Annotated in this window: 21 protein-coding genes and 1 tRNA gene; 11 read left to right on the top strand and 11 right to left on the bottom strand. The window is 40.4% G+C overall.

Annotation, left to right across the window (positions count from 1 at the left end):
• Positions 1-6: 6 nt before the first annotated feature.
• Together HMPREF9304_RS09040 and HMPREF9304_RS09035 are read right to left on the bottom strand one after the other, a co-directional pair.
• Complete coding sequence (locus tag HMPREF9304_RS09040) at positions 7-942, bottom strand: endonuclease/exonuclease/phosphatase family protein (RefSeq protein ID WP_036928332.1); 936 nt, start codon at positions 940-942, stop codon at positions 7-9.
• A 185-nt stretch (positions 943-1,127) separates the two neighbouring features.
• The gene (locus tag HMPREF9304_RS09035; RefSeq protein WP_036928331.1) at positions 1,128-3,290 is read right to left on the bottom strand and encodes a helix-turn-helix domain-containing protein; all 2,163 of its coding nucleotides are present in this window, start codon (positions 3,288-3,290) and stop codon (positions 1,128-1,130) included.
• 269 nt (positions 3,291-3,559) lie between these two features.
• Here HMPREF9304_RS09035 and HMPREF9304_RS09030 point away from each other — a divergent pair, with 269 nt between their 5' ends.
• Positions 3,560-4,042 carry a ferritin gene (locus HMPREF9304_RS09030; protein WP_036928329.1) on the top strand — a complete coding sequence of 161 codons (483 nt, stop codon included), beginning with the start codon at positions 3,560-3,562 and terminating at the stop codon, positions 4,040-4,042.
• A 587-nt stretch (positions 4,043-4,629) separates the two neighbouring features.
• Entirely contained in the window at positions 4,630-5,652 is a 1,023-nt protein-coding gene (gene mutY, locus HMPREF9304_RS09025) for an A/G-specific adenine glycosylase (RefSeq protein WP_036928367.1), read from the top strand.
• Here mutY and HMPREF9304_RS09020 read toward each other — a convergent pair.
• The 3 genes from HMPREF9304_RS09020 to HMPREF9304_RS09010 all read right to left on the bottom strand — a co-directional run bounded on the left by HMPREF9304_RS09020 (position 5,598) and on the right by HMPREF9304_RS09010 (position 8,148).
• A complete protein-coding gene (locus tag HMPREF9304_RS09020; RefSeq protein WP_036928328.1) occupies positions 5,598-6,071 on the bottom strand; it encodes a hypothetical protein in 474 nt (157 codons plus the stop codon). The two genes, mutY and HMPREF9304_RS09020, sit on opposite strands and share 55 nt — an antisense overlap.
• 318 nt (positions 6,072-6,389) lie before the next feature.
• A complete protein-coding gene (locus HMPREF9304_RS09015) occupies positions 6,390-7,496 on the bottom strand; it encodes an AI-2E family transporter (protein ID WP_036928327.1) in 1,107 nt (368 codons plus the stop codon).
• A gap of 70 nt (positions 7,497-7,566) precedes the next feature.
• Positions 7,567-8,148 carry a thymidine kinase gene (locus HMPREF9304_RS09010; RefSeq protein WP_036928326.1) on the bottom strand — a complete coding sequence of 194 codons (582 nt, stop codon included), beginning with the start codon at positions 8,146-8,148 and terminating at the stop codon, positions 7,567-7,569.
• 157 nt (positions 8,149-8,305) lie between these two features.
• On the opposite strand from HMPREF9304_RS09010, the gene rsmI reads away from it, so the two are divergent.
• Both rsmI and HMPREF9304_RS09000 read left to right on the top strand, forming a co-directional pair.
• Entirely contained in the window at positions 8,306-9,007 is a 702-nt protein-coding gene (gene rsmI, locus HMPREF9304_RS09005; RefSeq protein WP_036928324.1) for a 16S rRNA (cytidine(1402)-2'-O)-methyltransferase, read from the top strand.
• The gene (locus HMPREF9304_RS09000) at positions 9,004-9,861 is read left to right on the top strand and encodes a Cbp1 family collagen-binding glycoprotein adhesin (protein ID WP_036928323.1); all 858 of its coding nucleotides are present in this window, start codon (positions 9,004-9,006) and stop codon (positions 9,859-9,861) included. Before rsmI ends, HMPREF9304_RS09000 begins: the two co-directional genes overlap by 4 nt.
• Before the next feature lie 150 nt (positions 9,862-10,011).
• On the opposite strand, the gene HMPREF9304_RS08995 is transcribed toward HMPREF9304_RS09000, so the two are convergent.
• On the bottom strand, positions 10,012-10,467 hold the full coding sequence (locus HMPREF9304_RS08995) for a nucleoside deaminase (protein ID WP_036928322.1): 456 nt from the start codon (positions 10,465-10,467) through the stop codon (positions 10,012-10,014).
• Positions 10,468-10,564: 97 nt separating this feature from the next.
• Here HMPREF9304_RS08995 and HMPREF9304_RS08990 point away from each other — a divergent pair, with 97 nt between their 5' ends.
• Genes HMPREF9304_RS08990 through pyrH form a run of 3 tightly spaced genes read left to right on the top strand, consistent with a single transcriptional unit; the run spans position 10,565 to position 12,418 of the window.
• Complete coding sequence (locus HMPREF9304_RS08990; RefSeq protein WP_008122860.1) at positions 10,565-10,939, top strand: YraN family protein; 375 nt, start codon at positions 10,565-10,567, stop codon at positions 10,937-10,939.
• Between the two features lie 5 nt (positions 10,940-10,944).
• Complete coding sequence (locus HMPREF9304_RS08985; protein ID WP_036928321.1) at positions 10,945-11,694, top strand: biotin--[acetyl-CoA-carboxylase] ligase; 750 nt, start codon at positions 10,945-10,947, stop codon at positions 11,692-11,694.
• 13 nt (positions 11,695-11,707) lie between these two features.
• Positions 11,708-12,418 (top strand): UMP kinase, encoded by a 711-nt coding sequence (gene pyrH, locus HMPREF9304_RS08980; protein WP_028901284.1) that lies wholly within the window; start codon positions 11,708-11,710, stop codon positions 12,416-12,418.
• 170 nt (positions 12,419-12,588) lie between these two features.
• Here pyrH and HMPREF9304_RS08975 read toward each other — a convergent pair whose 3' ends face one another.
• The 3 genes from HMPREF9304_RS08975 to HMPREF9304_RS08965 all read right to left on the bottom strand — a co-directional run bounded on the left by HMPREF9304_RS08975 (position 12,589) and on the right by HMPREF9304_RS08965 (position 14,417).
• On the bottom strand, positions 12,589-12,879 hold the full coding sequence (locus HMPREF9304_RS08975) for a DUF4834 family protein (RefSeq protein ID WP_036928319.1): 291 nt from the start codon (positions 12,877-12,879) through the stop codon (positions 12,589-12,591).
• A 21-nt stretch (positions 12,880-12,900) separates the two neighbouring features.
• The gene (pssA, locus tag HMPREF9304_RS08970; RefSeq protein ID WP_036928317.1) at positions 12,901-13,656 is read right to left on the bottom strand and encodes a CDP-diacylglycerol--serine O-phosphatidyltransferase; all 756 of its coding nucleotides are present in this window, start codon (positions 13,654-13,656) and stop codon (positions 12,901-12,903) included.
• Positions 13,657-13,724: 68 nt separating this feature from the next.
• Positions 13,725-14,417, bottom strand: coding sequence for a phosphatidylserine decarboxylase family protein (locus tag HMPREF9304_RS08965; protein WP_036928316.1), 693 nt, complete (start codon positions 14,415-14,417; stop codon positions 13,725-13,727).
• 128 nt (positions 14,418-14,545) lie between these two features.
• On the opposite strand from HMPREF9304_RS08965, the gene dnaE reads away from it, so the two are divergent.
• Both dnaE and trxA read left to right on the top strand, forming a co-directional pair.
• Entirely contained in the window at positions 14,546-18,253 is a 3,708-nt protein-coding gene (dnaE, locus tag HMPREF9304_RS08960) for a DNA polymerase III subunit alpha (RefSeq protein ID WP_036928315.1), read from the top strand.
• Positions 18,254-18,328: 75 nt separating this feature from the next.
• Positions 18,329-18,643 carry a thioredoxin gene (gene trxA, locus HMPREF9304_RS08955; protein WP_036928313.1) on the top strand — a complete coding sequence of 105 codons (315 nt, stop codon included), beginning with the start codon at positions 18,329-18,331 and terminating at the stop codon, positions 18,641-18,643.
• Positions 18,644-18,745: 102 nt separating this feature from the next.
• Here trxA and HMPREF9304_RS08950 read toward each other — a convergent pair whose 3' ends face one another.
• The gene (locus HMPREF9304_RS08950; protein ID WP_197061664.1) at positions 18,746-19,885 is read right to left on the bottom strand and encodes an acyltransferase; all 1,140 of its coding nucleotides are present in this window, start codon (positions 19,883-19,885) and stop codon (positions 18,746-18,748) included.
• 666 nt (positions 19,886-20,551) lie between these two features.
• Positions 20,552-20,624 (bottom strand) — tRNA-Pro (locus tag HMPREF9304_RS08945).
• A gap of 166 nt (positions 20,625-20,790) precedes the next feature.
• Between HMPREF9304_RS08945 and HMPREF9304_RS08940 the strand changes: the two genes are divergently transcribed.
• Positions 20,791-21,942, top strand: coding sequence for a zinc-dependent metalloproteinase lipoprotein (locus HMPREF9304_RS08940; protein WP_036928309.1), 1,152 nt, complete (start codon positions 20,791-20,793; stop codon positions 21,940-21,942).
• A gap of 10 nt (positions 21,943-21,952) precedes the next feature.
• Positions 21,953-23,206: a 3-phosphoshikimate 1-carboxyvinyltransferase gene (locus HMPREF9304_RS08935; RefSeq protein ID WP_036928308.1), complete on the top strand. Its 1,254-nt coding sequence runs from the start codon at positions 21,953-21,955 to the stop codon at positions 23,204-23,206.
• Positions 23,207-23,216 lie beyond the last annotated feature (10 nt).

Raw genomic sequence — 23,216 nt, 5'->3', positions numbered from 1 at the left:
GACGAATTAGAATTTGCAGGTGCCATACTTCTCGTACCTTATCTTAGCAAGTACAGGATAGTGGTCAGAAGGAAGACGATGCGTGTACTGTTGGAATTCTAACTCTTTAGGTGCATTTCCCGATTTCAACTTAGGCATCTTCTCATTTGCTGTCCAATAAGCGTCTGTGTGAATGGCATAATTGTTCACTTCAAACTTGTTTGATACGAAAATATGATCGATTCGGCTTTCTGATTTCATACTCGAATCAAAATCTTGGAATGTTCCATTCTCTGCAAATCGATGTTTCGCTGCCACATATGAATCTTTCAAGATGCCTGACTCGCTGAATATTTTGTAAATTTCATCATGCTGATCGACGTTAAAGTCGCCTGTAAGAATGACAGGGGCATTGTTTCCAGCAATCTCTTTGATTTTTTTAATCACCAATTTTGCAGCCTCACGCCGTGCAATGACACCCACATGATCCATGTGAAGATTAAAGAAATAGAAGGTAAGATTTGTTTTCCAGTCTCTAAACTTTCCCCAAGTACAAATCCGAACACATGCGGCATCCCAACCGAGAACAGGCTTCTCTGGCGTTTCATTGAGCCAAAAGTTGCCCTTGTCCAAGCATTTTAACTTGTCTTTCTTATAGAAAATAGCCGAATGTTCGCCTTGTTCCTTTCCATCTTCACGACCAATACCGATATAATCGTACTGATCTAAGCCTCTTTTTAGATCTTCCAATTGATGTTTCAGACCCTCTTGAGTGCCAAATATGTCAGGCTGTTCAAAGTTTAGAAAGTCACATATCACTTGACATCTCTTAGTCCAGCCATTGCCTTCCTGTCGATCGTCCTCGTTGTCATAACGTAGATTATAAGTTGCTACGAATAGATTTTGTGCTTGAATGCACAATGATGCAGTCAAAATGAAAACTGTAAGTGCGTATTTCTTCATTGTTTTATGATTTAATAATTCTGTTTGATGAATACAAAGGTAAATAATCTTCTTGAAAGGTACAAAGGGATAGTTTTCTTTTTCGATAGGGTGAAAGCATCTCAACACAGCGAGTTCTTATGTTAGCGTGTTTCCTTATCCAGTCTTCTAACGGCTTTTAATATCTCTTATTCTTTCACTTGTCTTCATGAGTGATGAGAAGCAGCAATCATGAGGTTAATCTCTTCATAAGTAACTGTTGGTAAGCAAAGTGCTTTAATCGCAGTCCTCCCGTTGTCAACTCCTATCTTTTGAATTACTTGCTGAATATTTTGTATATGTTCTTGCTTCATGAAATCGTTGATATCGATGACTCCTTCTTTTACAAAATATCCCAAATGCGTATAAATAGTAGAAGTAGTAAGCTGCCTCTCTGTCGCAATCTGTAAGGGTGTGAGTCCACTCTTAAGAAGTTGAAGCGTAATATCCTTTGTATTTTCTTTTTTCTCTTTTTTCTTTTTGGTGCTTTTCGACCGTCGCTGGGGAGTTGGCGAAAGTTCGTCTAATGCCATGAGCAGTGCCTCTTGTTTGGCGCGTAAATAGTTTTCTGTGGTAAATCCGTTGGTGATGACCGTTTGCAATAGGTATTTTTTAGCTAAATACATTTCTCTCAAATCTGTGAGGTAGTTGTCCAAACGGCGCATGGCAACTTTATTGTTCGACTTTACTTCCAAGGTTTGTTCAATCAAGTCCTCTAAATAGTGCTTTAGCGTTTTCTTGAAATAATTGGCACTGGCAACTACTCTTTCAAGGAATTGTGGGTCGTGAATCTGTTCAATCGTTAATTGACTGATATACGTTGTCCATTTGTATGCAATGATATTTACTTTCTCCTGTAGCTCTTTGACGGTGGATTTGTGGATTAAGACGAGTTTAGAATAGCTGTGGAAGAACTCTATGAGCAAACGACAAAGCATCTCTTCAGCTCGCCATATATCCATAAACTGAAACAATTCAATGAGTTGGAAACGCTCATAATCATCCTTTAACCTTGGCAATTGTTCAATACTTTTGCGTGCTTCCTCGTCTTGTCGGTTAATATAATCCGCCACCCCTTGGTCGCTTATAATGGCTTCTGCTGTAATGGGGGAGGCCAAAACCAGCCCTTCTAATGTCTTACATCTACTTAATGCCACATATACCTGCCCAGATGCAAACGATGAACCTGCATCAATAATGGCACGATCGAAGGTAAGTCCTTGACTTTTGTGTATGGTAATCGCCCATGCCAAGCGCAAGGGATACTGACTAAATGTTCCCTGCACCGTTGGTTCTATCTCCTTTGTCGCTTCATTAATCTTATAAGTAGTGTTTTCCCACGTTTGTTTTTCCACGACAATAGAATGCTCATCGCCAGGGCAGAGAACCTCAATATGATTGTCGTCTAAGTAGATAATGTGTCCAATCTTACCGTTATAGAACAAATGCTCTGCTGAGCTATCGTTCTTAATGAACATCACTTGCGCGCCCACTTTGAACACTAACGACTCACTTGTAGGATAGGAATACTCTGGAAATGTTCCTTTAATGCTTGCCATGTAATGATAGGCTTTAGCGGGCAACTGTTCCAATCGCATGTCATTATAGCTATCAGCCTTGTTGTTGTGAGTGGTCAGACGTATATATCCCTCTTCCTGCCGGGGCTGAAAGTGAGGTTGATAACGATCGTTCAGCACCTGTAAATCAGTAGATGACAACGTGTTCTCGCGTAAATGATTGAGGATGTTCAGGAAAGTCTCATCTTGTTGTCTATATACCTTTTGAAGTTGAATGGTCACATACGGAGTTTGTTGTAGCGCATGGCTGCCAAAAAAGTAAGGGGTATCATAATAAGGGCGTAGCAAGGCTTCATCTGCTGGTGTTACCACAGGTGTAAGCTGTTGCAAATCGCCAATCATGAGCAGCTGTACCCCGCCAAAAGGACGGTCGTGCTGCCTGTATCTTCGTAATACCGCATCAATCGCATCCAGCAAATCACTGCGAACCATACTAATTTCATCGATAATCAGCATGTCAAGTGTTCGAATAATTTTGCGCTTCTCTTTGCCAAAATTATATCTCTCACGCACGGTTGCATTGGGTACAAAGGGAGATAGTGGCAACTGGAAAAACGAGTGAATGGTAACACCACCAGCGTTAATGGCAGCAACACCTGTAGGAGCAACCACGATTAAGCGTTTGCCACTGTGCTTTTTCACCATCTTCAAAAAGGTTGTCTTGCCTGTTCCTGCCTTACCTGTAAGGAAAATGCTTTGCTCGGTATGCTCTACAAACTCCCAAGCAAGCTTTAGTTCTGTATTTTCTTCCATCGTTTTCTGTTGCCACCAACGTCTTTTGACTGTGAATCGTGATAATGCAAAGGTACAGAAAAATAATGATGTCTGCCAATCGGTTGCTTATCTTTCTTTCAATAGGGCATTGACACCTTGTTGCGCAGCATTTTCCAAAGAAACAATGTTAATAACTTATAATTAGATTTACAAATGTTACAAAAGCTCAAAAATAGCGGCGAAGCCATACAGTTCTGCATTTTTTTTGTAACTTTGCAATAAATACATTACATATAAATATTAAACTTATGATTTCAAAAAAATTACAAGATGCTCTCAATGAGCAAATCGTTGCTGAGATATATTCAGCCAATCTATATCTTTCTATGTCTTTCTATATGGAGAAAGAAGGCTTTGAAGGTTTTTCTACTTGGATGAAGAAACAATCTGCTGAAGAGATGGATCACGCATACCAAATGGCAAGCTTCATCATTAAGCGTGGAGGCGAGGCTGTAGTCAATCAGATACCTGCCGTAAAGCAAAAATGGACTACTCCATTAGAGGCTTTTGAAGACACTTATAAGCATGAGTGCCAAGTTAGTAGACTGATTGATAATTTGCTTGATTTGGCAATTTCTGAGCACGACAATGCCAGCCAAGACTTCTTGTGGCAGTTTGTTCGTGAGCAAGTAGAGGAGGAAGCGACAGCCAGTGGCATTGTAGATAGGATTAAGCGTATGGGCGATTCCGCTATTTTCAACCTTGACCAGCAATACGGTTCACGTGCTTAAATAAGTGAATTATTCACCTATATAGCAATAATATGTAGGGGGAATTGCGATTGGCAACACAATCCTTTTCCTCCTTTTCTTTTGTTTTTTCAGCGAACAATTGTAAAGTAAAATGACAAAAAACAGCCACTTTTATTTTTGCGAAATAGAATCAGAATTTCATTAAATGAGCAAAAGAATGGTTGAAAATTTGGGAAAAACTTGCTGTAACATTACAATAGAGTGGTTAATGTAATGACTTTCTGTCGTTAACTCATTAACTTAAGCTTGTTATTCTCATGCTTCAGTACGATTAAAGCATGCAAATAGGGAGGGAAAATAAACTATTTTGCCCTTATAAGATAGCTCTAATGCGAGTGAAAATGTGTGGTATTACGCTAACGTGTTGATTTATAAAAAATTATGTTTCTCGCTCAAAACTCGCGTATTTCTCACTGACAACAGGTTTGGTTCAAAATATTGAAGTTATGAGCGTGCTGTTGTTAAGATTTTTCACAATAAAACGGTTCGTCTTTTCCACTGTCATTGGTGAACTTTTGAGCTTGTTTTCCTGTGTTAGAAAAATATGACGGATCATGAATGATTCCATGGAACATAAAGATGTGATAAGTACCAATCCTTTTGCGGTAACCCTTTTGAAATGGTTTGAGGAGTACGGACGTAGTTTGCCGTGGCGTGAGACCACCGACCCTTATGCCATTTGGCTCAGTGAAATCATCCTTCAACAGACACGAGTGCAGCAAGGGTGGGAGTATTGGGAGCGATTCATGCACCGCTTTCCTCGTGTTGAGGACTTGGCAGCAGCCACTCAAGACGAGGTGTTGCGGTTGTGGCAAGGTTTAGGATATTATAGTAGGGCACGTCATCTCCATGAGGCAGCCAAGCAAGTGGTAGCCTTGGGGCATTTTCCGAGTACCATGAGCGAACTCAAAGCGATGAAAGGTGTGGGCGACTATACCGCAGCGGCTATTGGCTCCATTGCTTTTGGATTGCCAGTAGCGGTAGTCGATGGGAATGTTTACCGGGTTTTGTCTCGCTATTTTGGTATCTCGACACCGATTAATACGACTGAAGGACAGAAAGAGTTTGCCGAGTTGGCACAGTCGCTCTTGCCAACGTCAGCCCCTTCGGCATATAATCAAGCCATTATGGACTTTGGAGCTATACAGTGTACCCCCACTTCTCCCCGCTGTTTAATCTGTCCTTTGGCAGATAGCTGCGAGGCTTTGCGAAGCGGTAAGACAGCCGAACTACCTGTGAAGCTAAGAAAATTGAAAATCAAGAAACGTCATTTTTCATATATCTATCTCAGGTGTCAGGGCATGACAGCCTTTCACAAGCGTCCAGCTGGAGATATTTGGCAAGGGTTGTGGGAGCCTTTACTCATAGAAAATGCTGATTTGCCCGTATTTTCAGCACCCCTATCGTTAATTAAAAAAGGGGTGAAACATGTGTTGACGCATCGAGTTTTGACAGCCGACTTTTATCTGGTGGAGTTGAACCAAAGGCCTTCGTTGCCAGAAGATTATATTTGGATTCCAGAAGATGAGTTGGATCAATATGCCTTGCCGCGGCTCATAGAAATATTGTTGGCATCGCTTCCTGCATGATGAGCGTGGCTTTTCTTAGTTTCTAATGAGTCTATTTGAACCTCCTCTACCGTCTTTACCAATTTTACACTGTCTTTTCCGAACATGAAACCAATCCGAACGATACGTCCAAATTGCGCACTTCCTTTAACTTTCAGTGGGCGATGTTTGGCGTATGTCATGGTGTCACGTCGCGAAGGGTAGGAAATTAACTGGAGGAATTGGCGCGTAGACCCCTCGCCAATCACAAAAATATCGGCACTGTCTACCGTCTTCGACGCGTTCTTTGATAAGTTTTTGTGCGACAAAGTCGTATCTTCTGGTTCGAAAACCGATGCGGCTACCGTGTCGCCGAGGTCAGAAGATGGTGCAAATTTGCAGGAGGTTGAAAGCGATAGGACAACCCATAACAGGGGAAAAAATAATACGAGTTTCTTCATTTTGTTGGATTCTGTGGCGTGGAACTAACTTTTTTAAGCACTGTGTATCACTACTTAGGTTCTACACAAGGGCTGACTGTCATTGACGGCATGCAAATATAGTTAGTTTTGGGTAGACTAGCAAATATAAAAACACAGAAGTTACGGTTGCTATTTCATTCTCTAAATGCTAAAAGTTTGCCTTCCTTCCAAGAAAAGCTTGTCGTTGCTGCTTTGATGGGAGCGTGGTTCAAGGCAGCTTTTGTTATGCCAAAATAGTGGATAACAACTGTAGAGTGAGCTTTCGTGTGCTGTAACTCGAACACTTACTCGCTCCTACTAATCGGTTGTTTCTTCATTTTGTGGCGACACCTCCTGTTGTTTCTCTTGCGTCACATATTTTTTCCAATAAGCTATCAATAAGGTTGTCAACGGCAGCGCAACAATCAAACCAATAAATCCAAGCAGTGTTCCCCAAATGGAGAGCGACAGCAGTAAGATAGCAGGATTTAAGTTCATGGCCTTTCCCATGATTTTTGGGGTAAGAACAGTATCGCTAATCACCTGTACAATGAGGAAAACAAGGAGAGAGAGACCAAATACAATCAAGTAATTCTGACCTGTATCTGCAGCTTTTAGCATGGCAAGGAATGCCATTGGTATGAGAGCTAAGGTGTGTAGATAAGGTACCAAATTCATCAGACCCATCATAATGCCCAATGCAATGGCCATAGGAAAATCAATAATGGTTAGACCTATTCCGAAAAGGATACCCAAACAGAGGGAGACTAAGCCTTGTCCACGGATGTAATTGTTGAGCTCTCGTTCAACATCTTGCATCAACTCTGCCCAAAATGGTCGATTCTTTTTTGGAAAAATGCGAATCCAATTATCCGTTAGGAATTCATAATCTTGTAAGATAAAGAACGTATAAAGTAAGGTAATCAGTGAGGCTATCACGCTGATGATAATGCTTGCCGTTTGTCCTACGATGATAAATAGCTTGGGCATGGTAGTCTTTACTATCTCACTAAAGTCTTTACTCTTCATGAATTTCTCGATTCCAGCTTGGTTTTTTTCTACCCATTGTGAGATATAGGAGCCGAAATCGCTGCTATGAGTTGTCTGGCTAATCCAATTATTTAGAATATTATTGAGTTTATCTATCTGCTCAATCATCGAAGGAATGATAGCATAAACCACACCAGCCATGATTCCAAGCACACCTAACATGGTGATGATGATTGCCAAGGATCTCACCTTGACATGCATTTTATATTGCACAAATTTTACAAGTGGATATAAGAGATAAGCAAAAAGCCAAGCAATAAAAAAGGGAAGTAATACACCGCTAAGGTAATTGACAAGGTAGAAAACCACTATGATTAGTAATATGGTGGCTGAAATTCTGATAAACCTATCAAAAGTGATTTCTTGTTTCTTCATTATATAATAATGTATACGTATTGACTTCCTAACTACAAAAGGTAGCAAGCCACGGGTTAGTCATGAAATATTATTGTTCTTCCTGCAAAGCTCTTTGATAACACTCTCTACAAAGAGGTTCGTAGGTTTGCTTCTCACCTAAGAGTACCCTTTTATCATTGTCCACTAATCGGTGGCTAATGTATGCCAAAGCTCCACACTTCACACAGATGGCGTGTACTTTTACAACCTCGTCGGCAATTGCACATAATCCAGGAATAGGACCAAAGGGCTTCCCTTGAAAGTCCATATCAAGACCTGCCACAATCACTCGAACGCCTTTGTTAGCCAACTGATTGCAAACATCGATGAGTCCTTGGTCCAAAAATTGTGCTTCATCAATCCCGACGACATCAATGTTTGATGCCAATAATAAGATAGATGATGAGGTATCTATGGGTGTGGACGGAATAGAATTCTGATCATGACTCACTACATCTTCTGCAGAGTAGCGTACATCCATTGCAGGTTTGAAGATTTCAACTCGTTGTTTTGCAAACTTAGCACGTTTCATACGCCGAATCAATTCTTCTGTCTTACCAGAAAACATCGATCCGCAAACAACCTCTATTCTTCCAGGGCGATGAGATTCGCCAGTCACATAGTCTATCATTATAAATATTAATAAGCAAAACTACTGCTAATCAGTCAAAAATTCTTCTTAGGAGCGTACTTATTTTATTGCAAAAATACGAATAGGATTTAAAAAATGCAAAGAAATTGACCGTTTTTTTGCTCGTGTTGATTATTTAACTATATTTGTCCCATATATGGGAGTATTGTATATTGTACCCACGCCAGTTGGGAATATGGAAGATATGACAATGCGAGCAATTCGTATTCTGAATGAGGTAGACCTCATTTTGGCTGAGGATACTCGTACGTCGAGCAAACTTTTGAAACATTATGATATTCAGAATCGTTTGCTGTCACACCATAAATTCAACGAACACGGCACCACTGGAGGTATTGTGGAGCGTCTGAAAGCGGGTCAAACTATTGCTCTCATTAGCGATGCAGGTACACCGGGGATAAGCGATCCTGGCTTTCTGCTGGCTCGAGAAGCCTCTAAAGCAGGTATTACCGTCCAAACATTGCCTGGAGCAACAGCGTGTATACCAGCCATAGTGTCATCAGGATTGCCCTGTGACCGTTTCTGTTTCGAAGGCTTTCTGCCACAGAAAAAAGGTCGACAGACGCATTTAGAATCTTTGAGAGATGAGGCTCGAACGATGATATTTTATGAATCGCCATACCGATTATTGAAAACGTTGCAACAATTCTCCGACCTCTTTGGTCCTGAGCGTCAGGTCAGTGTCGCTCGAGAAATCTCTAAGGTGCACGAAGAGAGTGTCAGAGGAACCATGGAAGAAGTAATTAACCATTTTAAGAATACTGCGCCACGTGGCGAAATTGTCATTGTAGTAGCAGGTAAAACAAAAAATAAGAAATCAAAAACAGAAGAGATATGAAAAAATTATTAAGTGTAACCCTTATTGCCATACTGTCTTTGGCTTTCGTAGGATGTCAAGGCAATAAGCAATCTGCAGAATCAGTAGATGCCGCACAATCAGATTCATTGAGACAGGTCATTAGTCAAAAGGACAATGAAATTAACGACATGATGGGAACTCTCAACGAAATTCAGGACGGTTTTAATGAGATTAATGCCGCTGAAAATCGTGTCACCATCGCCAAAGGTGGAGAAGGAGCCAACAAAGAGCAACAAATTCGAGAAAACATTCAGTTCATTGCTAAAACGATGAAGCATAATCGAGAATTAATTGCTAAGTTGCGCAACCAGTTAAAACAGAGTTCTGTGAAGGGAGATGCCCTTAAAAACACTCTGGAAAATCTTTCAAAGCAGTTGGAAGAAAAAGACAAACAACTTCAACAAATGCGTGCCGAGCTTGATGCCAAAGATATTCACATTACTGAATTGGATGAGGCCATTAACAATTTGCACACGAATGTGAACAATTTAGCTAACGAAAATTCAAAGAAATCGCAGGTTATCAACAGTCAGGACAAGCAATTGAACACGGCTTGGTTTGTCTTTGGTACTCGTAAAGAGCTGAAAGAGCAGCGCATTATTGAAGGTGACAAGGTGTTACAATCCAACTTCAATAAAAATTACTTCACTAAAATTGACATTCGAGTTGATAAAGAAATCAAGTTATACTCTAAGTATGCAAAGGTGTTGACAATGCATCCTTCAAGCAGTTATCTCTTGCAACGTGACGCTAATAAGCAATATACATTGAAAATTACCAATCCAGAGATTTTCTGGAGCACCAGTAAATATTTGGTTATCTTAGTGAAATAGTACTTCCTTGATGAGCATTTCTCCCGAATAGAGTAGTGTCTTTCATACAAAACAAATCCTCTTCATCTGTTTGACCAGTTGGAGAGGATTTGCTTTTTCGTACACATATAATAATAGGTGTGTGCATCAACGTTGGTAAGTTAAAGATTTTCAATCTCTCCTCCTCTTAAAAAAAAGTTGCATGAGTGCCATACAATCTTCTCTGAGTACGCCATTTGTAATTTCAGCTTTGGGATGTAACACTTTCGGAGCATATCGTTTGAATCCCCGTTTGTCATCGCTGGCACCAAACACGACACGAGATAATTGTGCCCATCCACACGCACTTGCACACATAGGACATGGTTCAATGGTCACATATAAGGTGCAATCGGTGAGATATTTCCCTCCTAATTGGTTGGTTGCGGCTGTAATGGCGAGCATCTCTGCATGTGCCGTCACATCGTGTAGCCTCTCTGTGAGGTTGTGTGCTCTGGAGATGATTTGCCCTTTGCACACAACAACAGCACCAATAGGAATTTCGCCTTCATCGAAAGCGGCTTGCGCTTCGATTAAAGCTTTTCGCATAAAGTATTCATCTCGTTTCAGTTCTTCTTCTGTTGCCATAGTGTATCATGATTGTTTGCATACAAATTTAATATAATCTTTTTGATGTGAACCAGAAAAAGCGTATTTTTGCAAATAAGACAATGATTACCTTGATATGGCACAGCATAATGAATTAGGTAAATGGGGGGAAGAGCAAGCCGTTGCTTTCTTGCATCAGAAGGGATATACCATTCGTGAATGTGATTGGAAGCAAGGAAGTCGTGACATCGATATCATTGCGCTGACACCCGATGGAATCACGTGTGTCTTTGTAGAAGTAAAGACACGGCGTGACGATGAGGTTACCTTGCCTTCAGAGGCGGTTGACCTGAAAAAGATGAGAAATATAGGTTTTGCAGCTGATGCTTATGTCAAACTCCATCATATACAAGAGGAATTAAGGTTCGATATTATCTCCGTGGTAGGAACGAGTGATACTACCATGCAAATAGAACATCTTGTGGATGCTTTTAACCCTGTTCTTCTGTGACGATAATGACCCGCAAACTCATTCAGTTGGATACCATTGGCTCTACCAATGTTTATCTATCCGAGCATGCCTCGATGTTTCAAGAAGACATGGTGGTTGTGGTAGCGGATTATCAAACCAGTGGTAAGGGCCAAGGTCATCACTCTTGGGAGAGCGAATCAGGTAAAAATCTACTGTTCTCAATCTTAATTCATCCGCATCACGTCCCCATTCATCACCAATTTTTGTTGTCTATGGCAGGTGCATTGTCCATTAAACGGGTCTTGGATGAGTATGTAGATGATATTTCATTGAAGTGGCCAAATGATATTTATTGGCGAGATAGCAAACTGTGTGGAACCTTAATAGAGAATACTGTTGATTCGCAAGGCATCAAAAATAGCATCTTTGGTATTGGATTGAATGTCAATCAAGCCAGATTCTTGAGCGATGCACCTAATCCGATCTCACTTTTTCAGATTCTGAAGCATGAGATGAATCGAGAAAAATTGTTAGATCGGCTCATTGATTCATTTGCAAGACAGCTCGATTTGCTTTCAATCGACCCTCAAAAATATGTAGTCAAGCCCTATCATGAAGCGCTGTATCGAAAAGGGGAAGCGCATCTCTACCAAGATTCTAATGGAATCTTTATGGCTATTCTTGAAGGGGTGAATGAGCAAGGGCAATTACTTTTAAGAGATGAGCAAGGGCATTTGCGTACTTATTCGTTCAAAGAAGTAGCATTTATTCATACGAAGAAGAAAAATTATTAATTTATTAAATGATATGGTAAAGTTCAAACGAATCTTGTTAAAGTTGAGTGGAGAGAGCCTTATGGGCAAGCAAAACTATGGTATTGATGCAGAACGTCTGTCGGACTATGCTCGACAAATCAAGGAAGTTCACGACATGGGCGTGCAAATAGGTATTGTGATTGGTGGAGGTAACATATTCCGAGGGTTGAGTGGATCGCAAAAAGGCTTCGATCGGGTAAAAGGTGATCAAATGGGAATGTGCGCTACGGTCATCAATTCTTTGGCTTTAAGTTCTGCATTGGGTGCTATTGGAGTGAAAACAAAAGTGATGACTGCCATCCGTATGGAGCCTATTGGTGAGTTTTATAATAAGTGGAAAGCCATTGAGGCTATGGAGAACGGTACTATTTGTATTTTCTCTTGTGGCACAGGTTCACCTTATTTTACTACTGACACGGGTAGTTCACTTCGTGGAATAGAGATAGAAGCTGACGTGATGCTTAAGGGAACTCGCGTAGATGGTGTGTACACGGCTGATCCAGAGAAAGACCCAACGGCTCAGAAGTTTGATGAAATAACGTTTGATGAAATTTATCACCGTCATCTCAAGGTGATGGATTTAACGGCAACCACCATGTGCAGGGAGAATCATCTGCCCATTTATGTCTTTAATATGGATGTATATGGCAATTTGAAGAAAGTCATCAGTGGCGAAGCCATTGGCACTTTGGTGCATGATTAAAGTGTTTTTTTTATAATGTCTATGAGGTGTATCGTCTTGGATACATCTCATAGTCTTGACAGAAAGCTACAGTTTTTCTTAAAGTGTCGAACTTTTGAAGCAGAAGCGAAGGATTTTTGAAGCAGAAGTGCGAGACTATTTTGGAAAGAATGCGTAACTCCGCTTATGCATCAGAGTTGTTGTTCTTTCTCGTCATGGATGGGTTCTTCTTGAAAGTCAACATACTCACCTTCGTTCTTCTTAAATATTTTTTTATTTGCCTCTTCTGCATTGCGGTGGTCAACCACAACTTGTCCGTTGGAATATCTATGTTGTTGCTGCCGTTGCTGTGTATTTTGCTGTTGAGTTTGCTGCTTAAATTGTTGCATACCTTTTCTAAAAAAGGCGATTACTCTGATAGCTGACAAACTTATAAAGAGCAATCCTAAAAGAAATAGGATAAGAATGATTTTGAAAATCATAAGGATGCGTTTTGTTGAGTCTTATTTGGAGATACGTTTAGATTTGCCTGTGATATAAAGATATAGAGAGATAAGGAAATAGCAGGCAATGACTATCCACCAGCCTTTCAATACACCAAATAAGCAAAGTACGATGATCGTGAGAATCATGAAACTGTATCGAATGGTGTTACCCTTCCAAGTCCAGTGCTTAAATTTCAAGGCAAACATGGGAAGTTCACAAACCAAAAGATAACAACTCGTGAGCATGAGTGCTAAAATGCAAAAGAGTGACCATGAATTATTTTCTATCCAATAGGGATTAGTCAAGATGAGTGCTCCCCAAAAGAGCGCATTGGCTGGTGTTGGCAAGCCGATGAACGAATCGGTCTGGCGTTGGTCAATATTGAATTTTGCAAGTCGCAAGGCAGAGAAAGCTGCCATGAGAAACGCCAAATAAGGAATCACAGTTCGATAAACGTCAAACGAATATTGCGGTGGAGATTGTAGGAAAGAGGGATAGTCAATAACACTTAGCGTGTAGTAAATCATTGTTGATGGGGCTACACCAAAGGTCACGACGTCTGCAAGCGAATCAAGTTCTTTCCCAATGGGGGAGGATACTTTGAGTAGTCGTGCAGACATGCCGTCAAAAAAGTCGAATGTGGCACCAATCAGTATCCATATCAGTGCCATCTGTGTGTTGCCCGAATAAGCACAAAGTGTAGCGATGCAGCCTGAAATAAGGTTGCTACAGGTAAGTGCATTGGGAATATTTGAGGCTATAAAATGATTCATATTTTTTCAATCTATTAAAAATTGATGATCCAATCCTTTTGTACAAAACTGATTTGGGTATGGATAGTTTACTTCAGTTTGGCTATTATGGTTTGATCTCCTACGGTCTTTTGTCCCATCTTCACGCAAACTTCTGTGCCAATTGGAAGATAGACGTCAACGCGCGAGCCAAACTTGATGAAGCCTAAATGTTCGTCAATATAACAATCTTCTCCTTCTTTTGCGTATGTTACAATGCGGCGTGCCATTGCTCCTGCTATTTGGCGACACAAAATGTCTTTCCCGTTTGGTGTGGTAATGATGACATCACTGTGTTCATTCTCTTCACTGGCCTTGGGTAACCAAGCTTTATGATAATTTCCATCTTGATGGTGTACAAGTTTTACATGTCCATCGACAGGAAACCAGTTAGCATGAACATTGAAAAGGCTCATAAAGATAGAAATCATGAGACGTCGCTCGTGGAAATAAATATTTTCTTCTACCTCTTCAATGACGACAATTTTTCCATCTGCAGGTGCTACTACAATGTTTTCTGTATCCTCCGAAGGGAAGAAACGCACAGGACATTGGAAAAAATTGAGTACGATACCGTATATAATACCGAAGACAGCAGTAAAGACATAAAAGGGAATTTTTGTGTCAAATGCTCGCCACAAGAGCAAATCTATGGCTGCAATGGCGATGAAACCCCAAATAAGTGTGTCGGTTCCCTCTCGATGTATTCGGATTTTCTTTAATTTCTTAATTCTCTTTATCATGCGGTGATAGATGAATGGAATGTATTGGCAAAGGTAAATGTTTTTTGTAAAATCCACAAATAATAAAGTTATTCTTTTGGTCAGTTCTGTGATATTGAGTATCTTTACGCTTCAAAAATGATGAGCAGATGAATGATTACGTACACCTTCACGTCCATACATATTACTCTATTTTGGATGGTCAATCCCCTATCAAACGCCTTGTAGATAAGGCAGTTGCCGATGGTATGCAAGGTATGGCAATTACCGACCATGGAAATATGTTTGGCATTAAGGAATTTTTCGATTATACCAATAGTGTCAATAAAAAACTCAAAGCTGAAGGAAAGCAACCCTTTAAGCCCATCTTTGGCTGTGAGATGTATGTCGCACGTCGTACCAAGCAGGATAAAGTCAAAGAAATGGGCGATATGAGTGGCTATCACCTTATCGTATTGGCGAAGAATTACAACGGCTACAAAAATCTTATTAAGTTGGTAAGTCGTTCTTGGGTTGATGGTTATTACATGCGTCCACGAACGGATCGTGCAGATTTGGAAAAGTATCACGAAGACTTGATTGTTTCCTCGGCATGTCTTGCTGGTGAAGTTCCTCGTAAAATCTTAAAAGGCGATATGGAAGGAGTGCGGGAAACGATAGAATGGTATAAGCGTGTTTTTGGTGAAGACTATTATTTAGAGATACAACGACATGAAGTAAAAGACCCGCATATCCGTGCCAATAGGGAGGCTTATCCGTTACAGCAACGTGCTAATAAGGTGATATTGGAGTTAGCTAAAGAGTATGGTGTTAAGGTAATTTGCACCAATGACGTACACTTTGTCGACCAAGACAATGCAGAAGCGCACGACCACCTGTTGTGTTTGTCTACTGGAAAAGATTTGGACGACCCTACTCGTATGCTGTATTCTAAGCAAGAGTGGTTTAAGACTCGGGCTGAGATGAACCAAGTGTTCGATGATTTACCAGAGGTTTTGACGAATACTTTAGAAATTCTTGATAAAGTTGAAGCCTATTCTATCAACCATGATCCCATTATGCCTAACTTTCCCATACCAAAATCATTTGGTACCGAAGAAGAATGGGAACAGAAGTTTAGCAAAGAAGACTTGTATCGAGAGTTTACCACCGATGAGAATGGCGAGAATCCGCTATCGGAAGCCGATTCACTAAAGCGAATAGAACATTTAGGTGGGTATGAAAAGATGTACCGCATTAAGTTTGAAGCTGATTATTTGGAGCAGTTGACTTATGAGGGAGCCAGAAAAATTTATGGAGATTCTTTTTCAAAAGAGATAGACGACCGTATTCGTTTTGAACTACATGTCATGAAGACGATGGGTTTCCCTGGCTATTTCTTAATCGTTTCGGACTTTATTCGTGCCGCTCGTGAAGAATTAAGCGTGATGGTTGGTCCGGGGCGAGGCTCGGCTGCTGGTTCTGTAGTGGCGTACTGTTTGGGAATCACCAAGATAGATCCGTTGAAATATGATTTGCTGTTTGAACGTTTCCTCAATCCCGACCGTATTTCATTGCCTGATATAGATACCGATTTTGATGATGATGGGCGAGGCAAAGTGCTAAAATGGGTGATGGACAAATATGGACACGAGAATTGTGCGCATATTATCACCTATGGTAGTATGGCGACCAAAAACTCGATTAAGGATGTGGCTCGCGTAGAAAAACTTCCTCTCAATCGTTCGAATGCTTTGTGTAAAGCTATTCCTGACCGTCTTCCTGATGGATTGAAAATGAACTTAATCAATGCCATTAAGTGTACACCAGAGTTGCGAGATGCGGAGGCGTCTACCGACATACGTGAGAGCAACACGATAAAATATGCCAAAATGTTGGAAGGAACGGTGCGAGGAACAGGTATCCATGCTTGTGGATTTATTATTTGTAGAGACCCTATAAGTGATTGGGTGCCTATCTCAACAGCCGATGATCCTGATTTTAAGGATGAAAAGACGAACTGTACTCAGTATGATGGCCATGTGATAGAAGAAACAGGTCTCATTAAAATGGACTTCTTGGGGCTGAAAACACTTTCTGAGTTAAAAGAGGCGGTAAAGAATGTTAAATTAACAAGAGGCATTGATATTGATCTTGACAACATTCCGATTGATGATGAGCTGACGTATCAATTGTATCAAGAAGGACGAACTATTGGTACATTCCAGTTTGAGTCGTCTGGTATGCAAAACTATCTGCGGCAACTGTGTCCTACGAAGTTTGGTGACTTGATAGCGATGAATGCCCTTTATCGTCCCGGACCTATGGACAATATTCCTTCGTTCATTGCTCGTAAAAAGGGTCTTGAGCCTATTTCCTATCCCATTCCTATTATGGAAAAGTATCTGAAGGATACTTATGGCATTACTGTCTATCAAGAGCAAGTGATGCTTCTGTCCCGATTGCTTGCTAACTTTACACGTGGTGAGAGTGATGCACTGCGTAAAGCGATGGGTAAGAAGAAGAAGGCAATAGTAGATGCCATGAAACCTAAGTTTATTGAAGGAGGGAAGAAGAATGGTTACGACCCTAAAATACTCGATTCGATATGGGCAGATTGGGAAAAGTTTGCATCTTATGCGTTCAACAAATCCCATGCAGCATGCTATTCTTGGGTAGCATTTCAAACGGCTTACCTTAAGGCACATTATCCTGCGGAGTTCATGGCAGCCATTATGAGTCGTCGTAAGGATCAGATTACAGAGGTGTCTAAACTCATGGATGAGTGTAAGTCGATGAACATAGCAACGCTTGGACCCGATGTAAATGAGAGTTACGAGAAGTTTGGTGTAAATCATCATGGCGAGATTCGCTTTGGGTTAGCAGCTATCAAGGGTATGGGTAATGCTGCCGCCAAAGCCATTATTGACGAGCGTGAAGCACATGGAGCTTATAAAGACATCTTCGATTTCGTGCAGAGAGTGGACTTTACGAATGTGAACAGAAAGGCTTTTGAAAGTTTGGCATTGAGCGGTGGCTTTGATAGCTTTGGTCTTCCTCGTGAAAGCTATTTTACCGCAAACGCCAAAGGTGAGTTGTTCGTGGAGACGTTGGTGCGCTATGGACAGCTGTATCAGACGAAGAAATCGGAATTGGAACATTCGCTCTTCGGTGGTGAAAATGCGGTTGAAATAGCCACACCTGCCATTCCAAAGCCCGAATTGTGGAGTAATATAGAAAGATTAAATAAGGAGCATGAACTCGTTGGCATTTATCTGTCGGCGCATCCCTTAGACGAATACAGCATTGTCCTGAAGACAATGTGTAATACACAGTGCTGTGAGTTGGCAGATAGGGCAGAGTTGTCCAAAAAATCCAATATCGTTTTTGGAGGAATGATAACAGACGTAAAGGACAAATTCACTAAGACGGGTAAGCCCTGCGGATTTGTTACCATTGAGGACTTCAGTGGTTCGGGAGAATTAGCGTTCTTTGGAGAAGAATGGGGAAAATGGAAGGGCATGATGATTGTGGGTAGTACTATTTATTTAATAGGTAAGTGTACACAGCGTTTTCGCGACAGTGACTTCTATGACCTCCGTATTCAGGACGTGCAATATCTACAAACGGTGAAGGATAAGCGTATAGAAAAGTTTACTATTGTGATGAATAGCGACACGATAGATGATGTCATGGTCAGCGACATTACCGCCATGTTGGCAGATAGTCCAGGAAGTACCCAACTATGTTTCCAAATAGTCGACAAGAAACGCAATGCAAGTGTACTGCTGCACTCTAATATAAGAAATATCAGTCTCAGTCATGAATTGATACGATATGTTGAAAGTCATCCAGATATGAGCTATCTGGTAAATTAATATGCTGTATTATTTGCAGGTTTCAGTATAAACATCTATTTTTGTAAATAATAACCGAACATAAAAAGAAAACAAATGGAAGTAGAAATTACATCAAAAAACTTTGAGAATTATAAGAATGGTGATTTGCCATTAGTTGTAGATTTATGGGCAACATGGTGTGGTCCTTGTCGTGCAGTGGGTCCAGTGATCTCTGAATTGGCAGAAGATTACGACGGAAAAATTGTAGTTGGCAAGTGCGATGTAGAAGAAAATGACGACTTAGCCATGGAGTTTGGCGTGCGTAGCATTCCCACTATTCTTTTCTTTAAGGGAGGAGAACTGGTTGATAAGTTTGTGGGTGCTGCATCAAAGGCAACCTTAGACGCAAAGTTCAAGGCGCTGTTGTAAACCATATCTCAAGTTTCCTACTTTCTTAAGGTAGGAAACTTTTGTCTTTAGGACATCTTTGTTTTTGTTTCGAATAGAGAAAGCAGGGTAGCAAATGTTTTCTCAACTTGTCATTGTTACATTGCTATCATTGCTCACACATCGTTTTATAAGCTGTTCTATTCTGTCCGAACAGGTCTTTACCCCACGCTCAATTCTTAACCATTTAAATGCTTTGTTACGCAAGTAGTCAATCATGATGCATGTAAGGAAAATGACCATACAGGTAAACAGCATTTTGGGAAGAAACAACACTTGACTGAAATTATCATTCCATGTTCTGCAATATTGCCATAATATCTTTCTAACCATAGGGTTGTCGCTAAGCAAATACACCGCAAGTGTGTAAGGAGTAATTTGCGAAAGTCGTTTTGCTATCTTGTTACTTTGCATATTGATACCTCTTATCCAAAGAAAAAAGTAAAGACTAAAGAAAAATACAAGCCCATTGTAATGAAAGCCAAATGCTTTTAGCCCATTTTTATGTTGTATCAACAACCAAAGGGCAGGTAGCCCATGCACTATCATTGTAATGCTTGCAGCAATTATAGCTTTACAACCATAGTGTCCCTTAGCACGAGTATGCAGTTTAAGATATCCTGCTGTGAGGTATAAGTAGACAAACCATAGCAAACCATAACTCCCACCATAAACATCGCCAAGTGGAAATTTGTAAATGGTTATACTAATTGCACCCATGCCAATGAGTACGTATATATATTGATTTCGGTTTGTTTGACGAACAAAAGCGTTGAGTATGGGAGCAAAAATGAGCAGTGCAACGTAATTGGTAATAAACCAATACATTTGTGATGTAATGGGAAATAGAACCTTGTTCATGCTACCGACATTCCATTTCTCTAATCCAAAGTAAACAAATATTAGGAATATGGCAACAGAATAGAAAAACACTTTTATCCATAATAGGGACAAACGACTTAACTTAAACGATTTGTCTATCATAAAATAGCCTGTCACAAGTACATAACAATTTACGGCAATATGGCTGAAGAGGTAGAATATCTCCGAAAAGATGTAGTTGAGAACTAAGGGAGGAGTTAAATAATCAGTAGACACTGCAAAGTATGGATGTACTTTGAAAACATAGTGACTATAATAGTGAATCACAATAATGGAAAACATGGCCATTACTTTCAGTAGGTCGAAATTGACAGAACGTCTGGTGTTATGTTCGCTTGCCATAGCTTTTAGCTGCATGGGATGATAGGGTTTATAGGGTGTTTGGTGTTCATAAAATTCTTGCAAATATATAAATTAAAACATTAATGTGACAACAATGTTCTTTTTTTTATAGCATATAGTGTGTAAACTGCCAATATTAAGATGCTGCATCCAAAGATGTGTTGCTTGTTATTCCATTCGTTTTGATATTTTGTTGTGTCAATAAAAAGTCACAAAAACAAGCACTTCAAAATCTTGAAAATAGAAATTCAAGGGGTAGTGTAAAAGGGTGAAAAGGCAAATTGTACCACCAAAAGATGCTAAACCATGTTGCAAAAAAGCAAAAAACAATGACTTTTTTGCGTTTTTTCATCTCTTCGCCGTGTTATGTCATGATAATAGAGCGGTTGTTTGCACCATTTAGTCTGCCAATCTCCATGGGTTAATGCCCTTATCCCAATGCTCTAACTTCGAAAGGAGCATGGCATAAAAGTGGAAAACAATGAAACTGATTGAAATACAACAATTTATCTAACTATTAAAAATAAGGCGATATTTCCGACAAAAGATTTGGTTGTCGAAAATACTCGAAGCATTTAACGCCATTTGTCAAGATAATTCAAAATAATATCAAGTGTTTATACAACAAAAAAGCTGTGATAATTTTATCACAGCTTGTTGCTTTTGTCGGGATTACTGGACTCGAACCAGCGACCTCGCGCCCCCCAGACGTGTGCGCTACCAACTGCGCCAAATCCCGAACTAACTCTTAAAGTGCTGCAAAGATATATACTTTTATGGATATCTGCAAATATATGTTTTGATTTTTATTCTAAAAAGGATTATTTAACGAGATAACTTTGAATTCCTCTTGTCATTCGTTGATAATTTCGTAACTTTGCATTCAACCAAATGTACCCACGTTCATGAAATATTATATCTATCTATTTCTACTGCTTTGCAGCGTCTTGGGGGCTTGTAATGATGACAATGACGGGCTTGCAAAGAAGGATTATTCGCAGGTGGTAGATGAAGACGATGATGATACAAAGGCAACGCTCAATGATGATTATATCTATCAATTGCCCCTTATATTTCATGTTCTTTATCAAGATATTGATGACCCGACCCAGTATGTACCTGTGTCTCGCATCCAATCGTTGGTTGTTTATCTCAATGAGTTGTATCAGGGGCAGATTTATGGAGAGAGTGAAAATATTCGTGTCCGCTTCTTTCTTGCTCAATATGATGAGAAGGGGCACCGTTTGAAGACACCCGGTGTTGATTATATCAAATACACAGGGAAGTATCCCATTGATGTCCAAGAGTTTATGAACGACAATAATAGGAAGTATGTCAAATACCTTTGGGAACCCAATGAGTACATCAACGTATTTTTGTATCATTTCAGTTCTGAAAAAAATGCGCAGATATTAGGCATTAGCCATCTACCTTATGTTGTCAAGGGTAGTACTTCGTTGGAAGGTTTGGAAACAATTCAGCGTTCTTACCTTACAAAGAAGAATCTTAGCTTTGCCTATTGTACTTCTATCAATAGCACCTTTATCAATTCAGAGTCTACTCGTTATCAGTTAAGCGATAAAGGCAAAAGTGGCTATCAATATCTATCTACTGATGTGAATGTTACTTTAGCGCATGAATTGGGGCATTACTTGGGGCTGCATCACACTTTCACGGAGAAGAAAGTAAATGGAAATTATGAGGCTATCGACGAATGTTTCGATACAGACTACTGTAAAGATACGCCTTCATACAACAAAGTGAACTATAATGAGTGGCTTAATAATTACCTTCGTTTTATGCACAAGCGGCAGGTGGACATGAAAAGATTGGTGATGAGGAATAATTGTGCGGGCGAAACATTCGATGCCGACAACATCATGGACTATGCCATTGGGTATGGATTTCGGTTTACAAAGGAACAGAAAGACCGTATTCGACAAGTCTTGTATTACAGTCCATTGATACCAGGTCCAAAGAAAAATCGTTCTAAGAGTCGAGCTTTGAGATACGAGGACGACGAGGTATATCAATTGCCTATTCAAACGATACGATAAAAAAGACAAGATGACACAATATAAGATTACGGCTCCGAGCTATTTTAATCATACCGTTCAATTGCCACCCTCGAAGAGTGTGAGCAATCGAGCTTTGATTATCCATGCTTTGTCGGGTGGAAAGGTTCAGCCACATCATCTTTCCGACTGTGATGATACGCAAGTCATCATGAATGCGATCATGCACATGCCAACAGTGATAGATATCAAGGCGGCGGGAACTGCCATGCGTTTCCTTACTGCATTCCTTTCCATATCCGAGGGGGAACATGTGCTTACAGGAACAGAAAGAATGCAACATCGTCCCATAGGACCTTTGGTAGATGCCCTTCGCTATTTAGGCGCCGATATCGAATACATGGGCGAAGACGGTTATCCTCCTCTTCGCATTCATGGAAAGCAGTTGGCTGGTGGTGATATCGAGATGCCTGGCAATGTGAGTTCGCAATATGTATCCGCCTTGCTCATGTTAGGTCCTGTCCTTCCGAAAGGCTTAAACATCAAGTTGACCAATGGCATGATTTCGCGCCCTTATATAGATCTCACACTTTGGGTGATGCAACAGTTTGGGGCTGAAGTTGAGTGGACCGACATAGATACCATTGCTGTGCGCCCTAAGCCTTATGCTCCCTGCACCTATTACATAGAAAGCGATTGGAGTGCAGCATCGTATTGGTACGAGATATTGGCACTTTCTACGCATCGTGACAATACCTTTTTTCTGCCAGGCTTATTGGATGGTTCTAAACAAGGCGATTCTGTGTTGCGCTATCTCTTTTCATTGTTAAGCGTCAAGACAGAAGTGGAGGAGGCCGATGATACTCACTCGGCAGGAATGCGGATTACACGACATGAACGAAATCTGCCAAGATTGGAATATGACTTTGTGAATTGTCCTGATTTGGCACAGACTTTTGTGGTCTGTTGTGCCGTTTTGGATATTCCTTTTCTATTTACTGGACTGTCAACACTGCTCATCAAAGAAACCAATCGACTGGAGGCATTGAAGGTAGAAATGCGTAAGTTGGGGTATGTCATCAAAGAACAAAATAAGAGTGAACTTGTCTGGAATGGGGAAAGGTGTGAACCTTCTTTCGAACCCATAGACACCTATGAGGATCATCGAATGGCGATGGCTTTTGCACCAGCGGCAATTAAGTTCCCCGGGTTGCGCATCAATCATCCAGAAGTGGTCTCCAAATCTTACCCACAGTTTTGGAATGATTTGCGAAGTGTTGGGTTTGAAATCGAAGAAAGCAAGTAATTCTAAAAAT

Source organism: Hoylesella timonensis S9-PR14, assembly GCF_000762405.1.
Classification (GTDB): domain Bacteria; phylum Bacteroidota; class Bacteroidia; order Bacteroidales; family Bacteroidaceae; genus Prevotella; species Prevotella timonensis_A.
The sequence above is the reverse complement of the archived record's forward strand: the minus strand, read 5'-3'. Positions and strand labels throughout refer to the sequence as shown.

Excerpts from the sequence above, each read along its gene's own strand:
- HMPREF9304_RS09040 (WP_036928332.1), bottom strand. The coding sequence starts at position 942 with ATGAAGAAATACGCACTTACAGTTTTCATTTTGACTGCATCATTGTGC.
- HMPREF9304_RS09035 (WP_036928331.1), bottom strand. The coding sequence starts at position 3,290 with ATGGAAGAAAATACAGAACTAAAGCTTGCTTGGGAGTTTGTAGAGCAT.
- HMPREF9304_RS09030 (WP_036928329.1), top strand. The coding sequence starts at position 3,560 with ATGATTTCAAAAAAATTACAAGATGCTCTCAATGAGCAAATCGTTGCT.
- mutY (WP_036928367.1), top strand. The coding sequence starts at position 4,630 with ATGGAACATAAAGATGTGATAAGTACCAATCCTTTTGCGGTAACCCTT.
- HMPREF9304_RS09020 (WP_036928328.1), bottom strand. The coding sequence starts at position 6,071 with ATGAAGAAACTCGTATTATTTTTTCCCCTGTTATGGGTTGTCCTATCG.
- HMPREF9304_RS09015 (WP_036928327.1), bottom strand. The coding sequence starts at position 7,496 with ATGAAGAAACAAGAAATCACTTTTGATAGGTTTATCAGAATTTCAGCC.
- HMPREF9304_RS09010 (WP_036928326.1), bottom strand. The coding sequence starts at position 8,148 with ATGATAGACTATGTGACTGGCGAATCTCATCGCCCTGGAAGAATAGAG.
- rsmI (WP_036928324.1), top strand. The coding sequence starts at position 8,306 with ATGGGAGTATTGTATATTGTACCCACGCCAGTTGGGAATATGGAAGAT.
- HMPREF9304_RS09000 (WP_036928323.1), top strand. The coding sequence starts at position 9,004 with ATGAAAAAATTATTAAGTGTAACCCTTATTGCCATACTGTCTTTGGCT.
- HMPREF9304_RS08995 (WP_036928322.1), bottom strand. The coding sequence starts at position 10,467 with ATGGCAACAGAAGAAGAACTGAAACGAGATGAATACTTTATGCGAAAA.
- HMPREF9304_RS08990 (WP_008122860.1), top strand. The coding sequence starts at position 10,565 with ATGGCACAGCATAATGAATTAGGTAAATGGGGGGAAGAGCAAGCCGTT.
- HMPREF9304_RS08985 (WP_036928321.1), top strand. The coding sequence starts at position 10,945 with ATGACCCGCAAACTCATTCAGTTGGATACCATTGGCTCTACCAATGTT.
- pyrH (WP_028901284.1), top strand. The coding sequence starts at position 11,708 with ATGGTAAAGTTCAAACGAATCTTGTTAAAGTTGAGTGGAGAGAGCCTT.
- HMPREF9304_RS08975 (WP_036928319.1), bottom strand. The coding sequence starts at position 12,879 with ATGATTTTCAAAATCATTCTTATCCTATTTCTTTTAGGATTGCTCTTT.
- pssA (WP_036928317.1), bottom strand. The coding sequence starts at position 13,656 with ATGAATCATTTTATAGCCTCAAATATTCCCAATGCACTTACCTGTAGC.
- HMPREF9304_RS08965 (WP_036928316.1), bottom strand. The coding sequence starts at position 14,417 with ATGATAAAGAGAATTAAGAAATTAAAGAAAATCCGAATACATCGAGAG.
- dnaE (WP_036928315.1), top strand. The coding sequence starts at position 14,546 with ATGAATGATTACGTACACCTTCACGTCCATACATATTACTCTATTTTG.
- trxA (WP_036928313.1), top strand. The coding sequence starts at position 18,329 with ATGGAAGTAGAAATTACATCAAAAAACTTTGAGAATTATAAGAATGGT.
- HMPREF9304_RS08950 (WP_197061664.1), bottom strand. The coding sequence starts at position 19,885 with ATGGCAAGCGAACATAACACCAGACGTTCTGTCAATTTCGACCTACTG.
- HMPREF9304_RS08940 (WP_036928309.1), top strand. The coding sequence starts at position 20,791 with ATGAAATATTATATCTATCTATTTCTACTGCTTTGCAGCGTCTTGGGG.
- HMPREF9304_RS08935 (WP_036928308.1), top strand. The coding sequence starts at position 21,953 with ATGACACAATATAAGATTACGGCTCCGAGCTATTTTAATCATACCGTT.